Origin of the sequence: Polyangium sp. 6x1, from assembly GCF_029946515.1 — a bacterium.
GTDB lineage: Bacteria > Myxococcota_A > Polyangia > Polyangiales > Polyangiaceae > Polyangium.
The window spans coordinates 32,974-45,382 of record NZ_JARZHH010000067.1 but is presented as its reverse complement, the minus strand read 5'-3'; the positions used below and the strand labels follow the sequence as shown (position 1 = coordinate 45,382).

The following is a 12,409-nucleotide window of genomic DNA, read 5'->3' as shown; positions in this document are numbered from 1 at the left end:
AAGGGACGTCGAGGGGAGCTCGGTAGGGAGGGGGAGCGCGGCGGAGGCTCGTCGGCGGGGCCTCGGGACGGTCGCGGACCGTAGCGAAGGGCCGTCGACGGGGCCTCGGTACGGAGGGGGAGCGTGGCGGGGGCTCATCGATGGGGGGCCCTCGTGCGGTATGCGGGGGGACCCTTGCATTGGCGGGAGATTTCAGTCTGCGGCGTCCGAAGCGCGCGCGATGGCCTGGATGGCCTCGCAAAGATCGGCCTCGAAGCGCTGGAAGGCCGCTAGCTTCCGCAGCGCCTCGAAGCGCACTTCTTCGCCGAAGAGCCGATGGGCTCTCTCGCTGCCACGGCGGAAATCCCCATCTTGAAGGATGCGCCGCAGCGTCTGCTTTGGATCGGCTTCACGCTCGGGATCGGCTGGAAGAGAAGGGCTCGCCCCGCGACCGAGGAGCGTGTGGAACGCCTCCGCGTCCGCGAGCATCCAGGCCTCGAGCTCGCGCACAGGGACGCACGGTACGCTGACGAGGGATGGAAATTCCTGCTCGGCCAGAGCGGTCCCCGGTGTCACGCAGGTCTGCCGCGCTTCGTCCGGGTCTCCTGCGCCATCGGCATGGATGACGAGCAGCGTGAAGGCGCCCCAGTGCTCGGCGACAGCGGCGGCGATGCGATCGTCTCGCTTCGGGGGATACGGCATGGGAGCGTCGATGCCGATGGTCTCCGCGACGTCGACCCTGCTTGGAAGAAGCCTGTTTCCCAGCAGATCGAGCAAGCGATTGATGAGTGGGGAGAGGAAATCGTAATCGCTTGGCCCCTCTGCATAGAGGGCAGCACAAAGGTAGATACGGCTTCGTGTCATTCGGCCGCCTCTGCGTCCGCGGCGTGGAGCAGCATGTCGACCTCGCGCAGCGAGGCGACGAAGGCGCTGTCGCTCGGCTTCTTGGGCTTGCCCACGGGGCGCGCGCGGGTCTCACGCTTGCCGTCGCGAACCACGACGTCCACGACGCGGAGCATCTGGGGTTGGTCACGAAATGCCGCTACGACGACGGGCGAGTGCGTGGTGAGAAGGATCTGCGTCTTATTGTCCGAGACTGCCGTATCGCGCAGGATCGACAGGAGTCTGCGCAGTCGTCCCGGATAAATCCCATTCTCTGGCTCTTCGATTCCCAGGACGGACGGGTGCGGCTCGACCGTGAGGACCGTGAGGAGCGCGAGGGCGCGCAGCGTGCCGTCAGAGGCGAGGCGCGCCGGGAGTTGCTCTCCGCCTGAGAGCTTGAAATCGAGGCGCAGGGAGTCCCCTTCCGGGACGATTTCGAAGCCGGAGAGCCCCGGCACGAGGGAGGCGAGATCGGCGCGAATCGCGCCGAGGACGGGGGCAGGGAGATCGGCAAGAATGGCCGCGAGATTGGATGCGTCGGGCGCGAGGACACCGGAGCTGATTCGTTCGCTGGGTTCGCGGAGGCGGGCGGCGTCGAGGTGGAGGAGGCGGAAGGACGACAGCTCTTCCGTAATGGCATGGTAGACGTTCTCCCAGTTGTCCACATAGCCCTCCCCCATGACTTCCACCTTGCGCCTGTGCGTGCGTACGAGCTCCTCGATCCCCGAATCGCGTGCCCGGCGCTCGATCTTGAGCTCATATCGATACTGTGTCGGCAGCGGCGTCGCCTCTTCCGTGGATACCGCAATCGGCTCGCGCAGCGACACCTCGACCGCAAATCGAATCGCCCGGCTGGTCTCCCCCCCGAACCGGCTGAACTGATCGAGGACCCGTCCCCGCCCCTTCTTGAACGCTTCCTCCACGGGCATGGAGGCCAGCCGTCCAAGCAACGCCATCGCCTCCAGCAAGTTCGACTTCCCCGCGCCGTTCGGGCCGACGAACACGGTGAGCGGCTCCAGATCCACCGCGAAATCCCGCAGCGACTTGAACCCATCGACCTCGAACCGCGTGATCATGCCGCGATCCTACCACGTCCCTGTACGCCAGCCATCCAAGCCCATGCGCTTTCAAGCGAGACCACCGGTTCATGGATGACCTCCGCCCCCCACCCCGGATACCCTGTCCAATGGAGGGCTCGTGCCATGGAGATCGAGAATCTCGTGTTCGAGGGCGGGGGGATGAAGGGGATCGCGTATGCCGGCGCGATCGCGGAGCTCGAGCGGCGGGGGCTGCTCGGGGGCGTCACGCGGGTCGCGGGCGCCTCGGCGGGCGCGATCACGGCGGCGTTCCTCGCGGTCGGCGTCGAGGCCGCCGAGCTCGAGAAGATCCTGCGCGAGACCGATTTCTCGCAATTCATGGACGGCAAGGGCTGGGTGTTTCGGGACGCCTCGCGCCTCTTCGACGCGTATGGCGTGCACCCGGGAAAGACCGCCGAGGACTGGCTGCGCAGCCAGATCGCGCACCTCACCGAGCGCCTGACCGGCCGCGCGCAGCCCGACCTCACGTTCGCCGAGCTATCGGCCCTCGCCGCGGCGTATCCTGGCCGCGCGCGGAGCCTCCACGTCGTCACGACGAACCTCTCGCAGCGCGTGACCGAGGTCTTTTCGGCCGCCTCGCGCCCCGACGTCCCCATTTACAAGGCCGTGCGCATGTCGATGAGCATTCCGCTCTTCTTCGAGGCGTATCCCTTCAACGGCGACCTCTACGTGGACGGCGGCGTCTCGTGGAATTACCCGATCGACCTCTTCGACGGCGTCCACAAGACCCCGGTCCTCGGCGCCGAGCCGCGCGGCCCGGACGTGCAGCCGGCGACGCTCGGCTTTTGCCTGGGGACGAAGGCGGAGAACGAGGCCGCTCGCAAGGATTGGCGGCTCCCGCGGATGGAGGTCGACGACTTCCAGAGTTATGCGAAGGCCCTGGTCTCGTTCATCATTTCCTCGTCGACGCTGCTGCACCTCGACGAGGCCGCGCTCGCGCGGACCATCTTCATCGACGACGCCGACGTGGCGACGACCGAATTCACGCTGTCGAAAGAGATGCAGGACAAGCTCGTGGCCAATGGCGCGGCCGCGACGAAGGAATGGTTCGAGCGGGGGTAAAACGTCGCAGACTCGCGCGCCCTACTCGCCGTCGTCGGTCACTGCCACCGGCCTCTCGGCGGATTCGCTCGGCGCGGCCTTCCAGAGCCGCGGCACCCACGCGAAAATCCCCGGCCTCGCCCAGGCGAGCACCCCCGTCCCCGCCAGGATCAGCACCAGCAAGGCGAGCGGCCAGAGCAGCCGCGCCCCCATTTTTCGTGAAACCGGCACGAGCGGCGGCGGCGCAATCTCCGCCGGCTCCTTTCGCGCCTGGGGCAGCCAGTCCGGGCTCTTGCCTTCCGGGCGCGCCGGGATGCGGATCGCCGGCAAGACCGCCGGGGCATAAGGCGTCGGCGCGAGCCCCGCGAGCTCCTTCAAGCTCGACGCCGTCGCCCGGAACAGCGCCTCCTCGCCGCCCTCCGGCTGCGCGAACCGATGGAGCAGCTCATCCACGCGGTCCGGCCCCGTCTTCGCGGGAGGCGCCGCCACGACCGCCGCCGCCGGAGCCTCCTGCGGCGCCGCGGCCGGCGGCTCCGCGGACGCCACGGGCTCCACGGCCACCGCGGGCTTCACCGACACCGAAGGCGAAACCGATACCGACGGCTCCACCGACGCGGGCGGCTCCGTCGCCGGCCGCTCGAGCGCTTCCACCATGCCCGAGAATCCCGAGAGCGACAGCGCCTCCACGCCCTTTTCCACGGCGGGCGAAGGCAACGGCGTGAGCACCTCGAACTCGAAGCTGAGCAGCTCCTCGGCCGAAGGCGGTAGCTCCGACGGCACCACGTTCACCGCGGCGAGAGCCTCCACCACGGGCGCGGGCGCCTCCGCCACGCGGACCGAAGGCGCCGCGATGGACCGCGCCGACGCGGGTCGCGGCGCCTCTGGGCGCATGCCGAGCCCGACCGGCCAGGGCAACGTCGACTCGTGGGTCACGCGCGTCGCCGCGTCCTTCACGGACACCGGCGCGGCCGCGGGCGACATGGACGCCGGCGGCACGAGCTCGACAGCCGCTTCCCGCGCCGAGAGCAGCGTCGAATCGGACACCGTGGGCACGACCGGCGCGGGCGCCTGCGCAGAGGCCGGCTCCGAGGCGGGGAGCACCGCGGCGGCGGGGCTCGACGGTTCACTCTCGGGCAGCGCTTCCAGCAAGGCGAGGTCGACGTTGCAGATCGGCGTCGCGTCGGTGGCCGCGATGGAGACCGGATCCTGGAGCGTCGGCGTCGCTTCCCGCAGCGGGGCCGAGGGCGGCGCGGTGAAGAGCAGCTCCGACGGCAGAGACGGGATGTCCGCGATCGAAACGGGGCTGTCCACCACGGTGACCGAAGCGGGAGCCGCCACGCGCACGGAGACGGGAGCGGGAGCGGCAGCGGCAGCGGGAGCGGCAACGGGAGCGGCAGCGGGAGCGGCAACGGGAGCGGCAACGGGAGCGGGAGCCGGTGCAGGCGTAGCCACCGGCGCCTCCACCACGACCGGCGCCGGCAGCGGCGCCGGCTCGACCACGAGCCCTGCATCCACGGCGCGCGCCGTCTCCTTCGCCAGCCTCGCCAGCGTTCGCTTGGCCGCGCCCCGGTTCAGCGGCACCAGCGCGGCCTCGATCTCCGCCGCCACCATGCCCGGACCTCGCTCGGCGGCCTGCGACCGCGGCCTCGCCACGGCGGACAGCCCCGGCGCGCTGCCCGTCGCCACCGCGAGCAGCTTCGCCAGAAGCTCCCGCAGCCCGCGCGCCGCCTCCGCGCCCGACAGCACCTCGCCTTGCCGGTCCACGGCCACCACGCCGTCCGGCGCGAGCGTCACCGCGCCGGGGTCCACCCGGATCGGCAGATTCCCGATCGCGTCGCAGAGCGAGAGCACGAGGTAGCCCGCGCTCTCCGGTACCATCGCCGCCGCGCGCGCGGATGCGGCCCCGAGGACCTCCGAAAGCGTCACGTTCGCCCGATTCACGATCCACCTCTCTGATCGCCCAGCCGCACCGGCACCCCGCGCCCTGCGAGGTACGCCTTCGCCTCCGCCACCGAGTACGTCCCGTCGTGGAAGATCGACGCGCACAGCGCCGCGTCCGCCCCTCCCGCGACGAGGCCCTCGTACAGATGCTCGAGCGTCCCCACGCCCCCCGACGCGATCACCGGCACGCTCACCGCGTCCGCCACGGCCCGCGTCAGCGCGAGATCGTAGCCCGCCTTCGTCCCGTCCCGGTCCATGCTCGTCAGCAAGATCTCCCCCGCCCCGAGCCCCGTGATCCGCTTCGACCACTCGACCACGTCGAGCCCCGTCTCCCGCCGCCCGCCGTGCGTCACGACGGTCCACGAAGCCCCGACCCGCCGCGCGTCGATCGCCACCACGATCGCCTGCGCGCCCCATCGGGCCGCCGCCCGCTCCACGAGCTCGGGCTCTCGCACGGCGGCCGTGTTGATCGCGATCTTGTCGGCGCCCGCGTCGAGCAGCGCCTCGATGTCGCGCTCGCTCCCCACGCCGCCGCCCACGGTCAGCGGCACGAAGATCTGATCCGCCGCCGCCCGCACCATGTCGAGCAACGTCCCGCGCTTCTCGTGCGAGGCCGTGATGTCGAGGAACGTGATCTCGTCCGCGCCCGCCTCGTCGTAGCGCCGGGCGGCCTCGACGGGATCGCCCGCGTCCCGGAGCCCGACGAACTGGACGCCCTTGACGACGCGTCCGTCCTTCACGTCGAGGCACGGGATGATGCGCTTGGCCAGCACACAGCGCGCTTAGCGCCGGCGAGGCCCGAGGGCCAACTTCCTCGGGAGGCGGTGGGAGAGGGGCGCGGGCGGCGAACCTGGCTTCCCCGGAGAACCGTCAAACGACGGGCACGGGCAGCACGACCCCAAGCGCCGATTCATACGAGCTCGGGTTCCGTTGCGGCAAAAGACTTGAAGAAAATACCGTCCTTGGCCCTGAGGTGATTGGCCAAAACGACGCCGTGGATCTGTGCCCTTTGCCCTTTTCGTGTGACGTCGGCGTAGCAGATCCCCTCGAGCTCCTCTCCTTCAGCCGGGGTGTCGACCCCAATCAAGCCGAGACGTCGCCCATTCAGGGCAGAGTAACAGTAGATATTCTGGCGCTTCGGCCCCGTTCTGCCGGACGCGATGTAAAGGTGGCCGTTCGGCGTGAAGCAACCGCCCTGCGCGTACCCGCTGTCTGCGATGGGGGGGGCCAGAGGGAAGGTTGTGCCCGTGAAATGCCCATCCATGTCGTGAATCCAGAGTGTCGCCTTTTCGGGGATGTCATCCGCGACCATGTACATCGTCCGGTCCCACGGGTGGATGGCCAGGATGTTCAAGCGCGTGCCCGGGTCGACTCGGTCCAGCGTGAACCATCTCTCATAGGCGAGGCTTCCATCGGGCCCCACGCGGAAGACCAGGGCATGGCTGTGCGTGTCATCGAAATGGTCGATGTACACGCGGCCCTCGTGATGAAAGGGGGCGCCCACGTGGTGGAGCGTCAAGCCCGGCCCCAGGAGCTCCTGGGTGATGAGGACGCTGCTCACGATCTGCTCGTCCAGCAGATCGGCATCGCGGTCGAACGTCACGATGCGCCTGCTGCCGTTCTCGTTGCTGGTGAATACCCAGTGCGACCCGGTCCACGCAACGCCTTGACATGAATCGGTCCACCGCGCGTCGACCTTGGTCTCGACGATTTCATCGAACCGCGCAACCATGATTTCGATCGTCGGTTTGCGCCCCGCCCCCGTCAAGCCATGCCAGAGGCGTCTCCGTGGGGCCTTGACGTCCCCTTGCTACGAGCCGCCCTGGCTTCAGGTGTCGACCGGCGCCTCGTCCTCCGTGCCGCCTTTTTCCCCTGCGTACCGCCGCTCCGCTCGCTCCGACGCGCGCAAGACCGGCCGCCGGATCGCCTCGATGTACTCGGCCGGCGCTTCCGAGAGCTCCAGGTTCGAGAGCACCTGCGAGACGATCCGCAGCCACAAGGTGCGCGCGGCTTGCGGCGACAGCGTGCCTTCGGGCTTCGCCGCTTCCTTCGCGAGGAGCTCGGCCCGCGCGTTCTCCAGCTCGGCCAGGCGCGCGCCCGACGCGATCCACGCGTCGACCACGTCGCGCAGCGTGTGCGGGGGCGCGCCGGCCGGGATCTCCGCGAGGAACTCGTTCATCCAGGGCTCCTCGTCCCGGATGAGCCGCGCGACCCGCGCCGTGTTGCCCGACTCCGCGAGCAGCGACGCACTCACGATGGCCAGGCCCGTCGGGAAGAGCTTGCGCGAGATGTCCCGGGCCCGCGCGGCGCGCGCGAAGTCGGGCGGGTGCCCCGCGAGGTAGAGCTCGGCCCGCGCGTCGAGCGAGAGCGAGATGGCGCGGGCGAGGTGATCGTGCCGCGCGTCGACGAGCGTCTCTTCCTCGAGGATCGCTGCGAGCGCGGTCGGTGTGGCCTTGGTCTGCGGGATCGCGAGCACGGCCTCGTGAGCCTTCAGGACCTTGCCGTGCAGCGGCGCGATCTCGGGGATGGCGAGGAAGACGCTCTTGCGCTTCGAGTCGTCCACCCAGGGCGCGATGAGCGCGACCATCTCGTCGATGTTGAGGTGCTTCAGCAAGGTCAGCCTCCTGCCGATGAGGACGCGGACATGATGGCGCCCTCCCGGAGGGGGCTGTCAACTGTGGAGAGCCGGCCGTCGACGCGGCGGCCTCGGCGTGGCAACGTGCGCCGAATCGTACAGGCCAGCGACAAAGGGCAGCTCCACTCGAGGAGAGGCTTCTCAGGCACAGACATGACGACCGTGCGCATGCGCTTCCTCGCCTCGCTCTCCGCGCTCCTCCTCCAGGGTTGTGGCTCCGCCGGGCCCGAAACGCCGGTGACGCCGCCTGGGGCGCCTGACGCCGCGCCCGTGCACGGCGCGGACGTCCACGCCGTCGCGGCAAAGCCCGCCCCGGCGAAGGTCGATGTCGTCTCCGAGGAAGAGCGTGCGAGAGAGAAGGCTCGGTGGGAGTCGCTGGGCCTGCGCGTCACGGGGGACGGTCCCGTGCTCCCGGATCCCTTCGCCGAACCTTTCTCACGGCGCTCGTTCGTGGTCCCGTCGAGCTGGTTCGAAGGCGGCGTGGAGCGATCGAAGGGCACCGCCACGGTCGAAGCGTCCGCGGTGCTCGCGGACCTCGACGTGCTCGAGAAAGCGATGCGCATCGCCTACGGGGGGTGGGACAGCGCCGCCAAGCGCGGTTGGGACTGGGACGGGTGGTTCGCTCGCTGGCGGGAGCAGCTGAAAGCGCAAGGCGAGAAGGCGATCACCGTGCGCGATGCCTTCCTTCCCATGAAGGATTTGATGGCCGCGCAGCTCGACAACCACACGACCGTGCCCCTCGGGTTGCGCTTCGGGAGCGGGAGCCGCAGCGCCGTGCTGGCCCGCGCGCCGTCTTCTTCGTGCGATCGCGCCCGCACCGAAAGCGGCGACGAGGTCGCCGTCGATCCCGCCGATAAAGCCCAGCAGCCACGCGCCGCGTTTCAACCCGACGCGCGCGGAGCCGCGCTCCGCCCTGTCCACTACATCGCCTACCCGGCGAGCCGAGGCGAATACCGATCCATTCATTGCGGCACCGAATGGATCGACGTCACGTCGGCCTTCCATGGCCCCGCGCCCACGCTCGCGCTCGCGAAGATCGCCGAGGACCAACCGAGCGCGAGGCGCGTCTCTCCCGAGATCGTCGCGATCCGGCTCCCGACCTTCACCAAGCGAAACGCGGAGCGCCTCGACGCCGCGCTGCCGAGCTTTCCGGAGAGGTCCTCGAAGGATCGCGTGCTCCTCGTGGATCTGCGCGACAACGACGGCGGCGACGCCGCGTTCCAGGCTCTGGAGAGGTGGATCCCCTTCCCGACGCTCGAGCCTCACATGGGGCTGCGGAAGCGCGTCGGCGCCTCGTGCGTGTATCACGGGCTCCGCTTTGGCTACACGTCGATGACGTCGATGGGGCTCACGCCCCCGATTCGTGAATCGATGCGGAGCCGCCTGCAGGCCATTCTCGACGAGGAGGCCAGCGCGGACCAGGGCGGCCCATGCAAGCGAGCCTTCGAGGACGTCGGTGACAAGAAGACGTACCGCGCACAGCCCTTCGAGCCGAACAAGGCTGCTTCCGCATTGCGTGTCCTCGTGCTCGTCAATCACGCTTGTGGGAGCGACTGTGAATACATGGTGACCGTGCTGCGGAGCCTGCCGGGCACGGTGGTGGCTGGGACGAATACCTTCGGCGTGGGGCAGTTCATCCAGCCAGGTTACTCCGTGCTGCCGCGAACCCGGCTCCCATTTCGCATCGCATTGGGCATGAGCGACATGTATGGCGATGGCCGCTCGTTCGACGGTTATGGGCTCGACGTCGACGTGCTGCTCCCGACGGAGGCCCTCCACCAGCCCGACGCCATCATCGATCTCGCGAAGCGTCTTGCCCGCGCCCGCTGATTCTGCGCAGGAGTGTCCTCCATGAACCGTGAAGACTCACCCTTCGAGCTCGTTCGTCACCCGCTGAAGGTTCGCCGTTTGAGCGTCGACCGTGTCCGCGATCTCTCGCCGCGTATGCGTCGCATCACGCTCGGCGGTCCCGAGCTCGAGGGCTTCGTCTCCCTGGCACCCGAGGACCACGTGAAGCTCTTGTTTCCCGCCGAGGGACAATCCGAGCCTGTGCTGCCCGTCGTCGACGAGCGCGGCGAAATTCGGCCGCCAACGGGCGCGCGTCCGATTGCGCGCGATTACACCATCCGGGCACGGCACGCGGATACGATCGACGTCGACTTCTTGTTGCACGGGCATGGCGTCGCCTCCTCCTGGGCGGCGCGCGCGACGCAGGGCCACGTGCTCGGCCTCGCCGGGCCGCGCGGCTCGCGCCTGCTTCGGCTGCAACCGGCGTGGCAGCTCTTCGTCGGCGACGAGACCGCATTGCCGGAGATGACACGTCGTCTCGAGGAGACGCCGGCGAACGTGCATACCTTCGTGGTCGCGCTGGTGGAGGATACGACGGACCAGGCCGCGTGGCCCGAGCTTGCCCGGTCAGGCGTGCAGACCCGCTGGGTGCACCGCGCGGACGCGGCCGGAGCCGGGGACATGGCAAACCGGCTCGTGGACATCGTGCGCGCGGCCGAGCTCCCCGATGCGAGCGATGGATTCGTCTGGCTCGCCGGTGAGGCCTCCGAGACCGCTGCGGTGATGCGCATGCTCGTGCGCGAGCGAGGCTTTCCGCGCGCACGAATGCACGCCTCGGGGCACTGGAAGCGCGGCGTGGTCGCCCACGATCACCACGAGCCGCTGAGCTGACGCCCGGAGCTCACTTCCAGGGAACGGGCAACGGTTCCGCGAAACCGCTCGATTCCGAGAAAGGCTCCGGTTGATACACGTTGGGAATTTCTTCCCACCCGTGCTGCGCCAACCTGAAGAGGTGCGACACGCGTTGATTCACCAGCAGGGTGACATCGAACGCGTTTTCTGCGGGGAGCCGGCTCATCACCGCCCGCATGATCGTTCGCAAGAAGCCCATCGAGGCCTGCGCGGCAGCCTCGAAGCTCCCGGCTTCCTGTAACAGGTGGCGGCGCTGCGCGGTGAGCGCGGTCATCTTCGGCGAGCCGGGCTCGTCGCGATCCAGTTTCCAGGTCGCGCGCAAATTCTCGGCGATCTGCGCTCCGTGGGGGGAGGCCAGGGCATGCAAATACGGGTACGTGACGATCCCGTAACGAATGTCCTCGTCGGCGTCCACCATCTCGTCATTGAGCTGGCGCATTCTGCGCAAGGCGACGAGCGCAGGGGCAAACGCGGGGGGCAAACTTCCTTCGGCGAGGTGGAAGGCCCACTCGATCGTGACGGGGAAGAAGATGGACGAGAGGAGTCGACTATGGCCCTCGAGATATTCGGTGAGCGTGGCCGCGGAGACGTCGCCTGGCACTTGGTATCGAGCGGTCTCTTCTCCCCAGAAGAAATGGTACATTTCCCGGGTATGACGAAGGAAGCAGCTCTCGACGCCCTCCGGCGGGCTGCTCTTCCGGATGTGCTCGAGCCCCAGCGCATAGGATGCCAGCACGAAGAGCCATGTGTTCTTCGTCGACGGCGTGCCAGGCAGCGCGTCCAGCATCCGATCGATCGCCATCACGGGAATGCCATAACCAAGCGTGTACGCATGGGCGAGATCGCGATGCCGCGCATCGAGCCCGCCGAGCGCCTGGCCGAACACGAAGAGGGGCAAGACCTGCTTCCAGATCGTGATGGGCTGATAATGTTCCGCCCAATGCTGCTGGAAATGTGGGGGCTGCTGGCGGATCAGCGTCCCATCGGCGCGAATGCCTTCATAGAAATCGAGGTAGACGTCGCGGTACCGTGACGCGAGCCATCGATAGGTGTCGCTGTTGTACGACGTCGGGTCCGTGGGGATCTTGCTCGGATCCAGGGCGGCAGGGCCACCGGCCGCGCGGAAGCTCACGGCCGAATACTGGAACCACTCGTCGAGACCTTCGAAGCTCGTCATCGTCTCAATTGCCTCAATGCGTAGGAAATGCCCTCGCGGACGGTGCTGAGGGTCATCACGCTCCCGAGATCGGCCTGGAGGTCCACGAGCGTCTTGGCGATGCGCGGCTGAATGCCCGTCAGGATCGCCTGCGCGCCCAGCAAGCTGACGGCCTGCGCGGCCTGAACGAGCGCATTCGTGACCTCGCCATCCATGACCTGCACGCCGGTGATGTCGAGGATCGTCATTCGAGCCTGATATCGCGTGACGCCGTCGAGCAGGACCTCGAGCACCGCCTGCGCGCGGATGCTGTCGATCGTGCCCACGAGCGGCATCACGAGGACGTGCTCGGCCACGGGGATGAGCGGGGTCGATAGCTCGCGCAACGCCTTCTTCTGTGCGTCGATGATCTCCTGCTTGAGCGCCAACCGCTCCTGTTCGTTCTCCCAGCGATCGGTGATGTCGTGGAGGAACCCGAAAATATGGTCGAACGAGCCGTCGGGGCGGTAGACACCCTGTATGAGGATATTCCCATACATGACGCTGCCGTCCTTGCGCATGAAACGTTTGTCGAGGCTGTACCGCTGGATCTCGCCTCGGACGAGCTTGTCGAACAGATCCATGTCCAGGGAGACATCGTCCGGGTGCGTGAGGCCGACCCAATTCGTTTGCTTCAGCTCTTCCGGCGTGTAGCCCAGTTGCTCGCAGAGCTGCTGGTTGAACTCGATCCAGCCGGTCTCGAGCGAAGTCACGGTCATTCCAATCTGCGCGAAATCGAAATAGCGACGGTAACGAAGCGCATCCGCTCGGGCCGCCGCGATTTCCTCGGCCTGAGTTTGGACCAACTTTTCCAGATCCGCGATGCGTTGACGCAACGAGCCAACATCCGCATCCGCTTCGAGGGCCGGTTGTTGTGTAGGTTGCTTGTCCATGCTTGCGAGTCAGCCTTCCTTTTACGTGAGCAGGGCGCAGAGTATC

12 protein-coding genes are annotated in these 12,409 nt (G+C 68.1%); 4 read left to right on the top strand and 8 right to left on the bottom strand.

Features of this window, described 5'->3' with window-relative positions; genetic code table 11:
• Positions 1 to 192 precede the first annotated feature (192 nt).
• Positions 193 to 681 (bottom strand): hypothetical protein, encoded by a 489-nt coding sequence (locus QHF85_RS39975; protein ID WP_348652801.1) that lies wholly within the window; start codon positions 679 to 681, stop codon positions 193 to 195.
• Between the two features lie 158 nt (positions 682 to 839).
• Positions 840 to 1,937, bottom strand: coding sequence for an AAA family ATPase (locus tag QHF85_RS39970; protein ID WP_281332685.1), 1,098 nt, complete (start codon positions 1,935 to 1,937; stop codon positions 840 to 842).
• 126 nt (positions 1,938 to 2,063) lie between these two features.
• Between QHF85_RS39970 and QHF85_RS39965 the strand changes: the two genes are divergently transcribed.
• Entirely contained in the window at positions 2,064 to 3,020 is a 957-nt protein-coding gene (locus tag QHF85_RS39965) for a patatin-like phospholipase family protein (RefSeq protein ID WP_281332684.1), read from the top strand.
• Between the two features lie 21 nt (positions 3,021 to 3,041).
• On the opposite strand, the gene QHF85_RS39960 is transcribed toward QHF85_RS39965, so the two are convergent.
• From QHF85_RS39960 to QHF85_RS39945, 4 genes are all read right to left on the bottom strand, one after another.
• Complete coding sequence (locus tag QHF85_RS39960; RefSeq protein WP_281332683.1) at positions 3,042 to 4,940, bottom strand: hypothetical protein; 1,899 nt, start codon at positions 4,938 to 4,940, stop codon at positions 3,042 to 3,044.
• Positions 4,937 to 5,713: an imidazole glycerol phosphate synthase subunit HisF gene (gene hisF / locus QHF85_RS39955; RefSeq protein ID WP_281332682.1), complete on the bottom strand. Its 777-nt coding sequence runs from the start codon at positions 5,711 to 5,713 to the stop codon at positions 4,937 to 4,939. Before hisF ends, QHF85_RS39960 begins: the two co-directional genes overlap by 4 nt.
• 137 nt (positions 5,714 to 5,850) lie before the next feature.
• The gene (locus tag QHF85_RS39950; RefSeq protein ID WP_281332681.1) at positions 5,851 to 6,672 is read right to left on the bottom strand and encodes a hypothetical protein; all 822 of its coding nucleotides are present in this window, start codon (positions 6,670 to 6,672) and stop codon (positions 5,851 to 5,853) included.
• 96 nt (positions 6,673 to 6,768) lie between these two features.
• Complete coding sequence (locus tag QHF85_RS39945; protein ID WP_281332680.1) at positions 6,769 to 7,554, bottom strand: hypothetical protein; 786 nt, start codon at positions 7,552 to 7,554, stop codon at positions 6,769 to 6,771.
• Positions 7,555 to 7,728: 174 nt separating this feature from the next.
• Between QHF85_RS39945 and QHF85_RS39940 the strand changes: the two genes are divergently transcribed.
• Positions 7,729 to 9,405, top strand: a complete 1,677-nt coding sequence (locus QHF85_RS39940; protein ID WP_281332679.1) for a S41 family peptidase — start codon at positions 7,729 to 7,731, stop codon at positions 9,403 to 9,405.
• A 21-nt stretch (positions 9,406 to 9,426) separates the two neighbouring features.
• Positions 9,427 to 10,254: a siderophore-interacting protein gene (locus tag QHF85_RS39935; protein WP_281332678.1), complete on the top strand. Its 828-nt coding sequence runs from the start codon at positions 9,427 to 9,429 to the stop codon at positions 10,252 to 10,254.
• A gap of 10 nt (positions 10,255 to 10,264) precedes the next feature.
• Here the strand turns inward: QHF85_RS39935 and QHF85_RS39930 are convergent, their stop codons facing one another.
• Entirely contained in the window at positions 10,265 to 11,080 is an 816-nt protein-coding gene (locus QHF85_RS39930) for a hypothetical protein (protein ID WP_281332677.1), read from the bottom strand.
• Positions 11,081 to 11,107: 27 nt separating this feature from the next.
• On the opposite strand from QHF85_RS39930, the gene QHF85_RS39925 reads away from it, so the two are divergent.
• Positions 11,108 to 11,308 (top strand): hypothetical protein, encoded by a 201-nt coding sequence (locus QHF85_RS39925; RefSeq protein WP_281332676.1) that lies wholly within the window; start codon positions 11,108 to 11,110, stop codon positions 11,306 to 11,308.
• A gap of 140 nt (positions 11,309 to 11,448) precedes the next feature.
• Here QHF85_RS39925 and QHF85_RS39920 read toward each other — a convergent pair whose 3' ends face one another.
• Positions 11,449 to 12,363: a PAS domain S-box protein gene (locus tag QHF85_RS39920; protein ID WP_281332675.1), complete on the bottom strand. Its 915-nt coding sequence runs from the start codon at positions 12,361 to 12,363 to the stop codon at positions 11,449 to 11,451.
• Between the last annotated feature and the right edge of the window lie 46 nt (positions 12,364 to 12,409).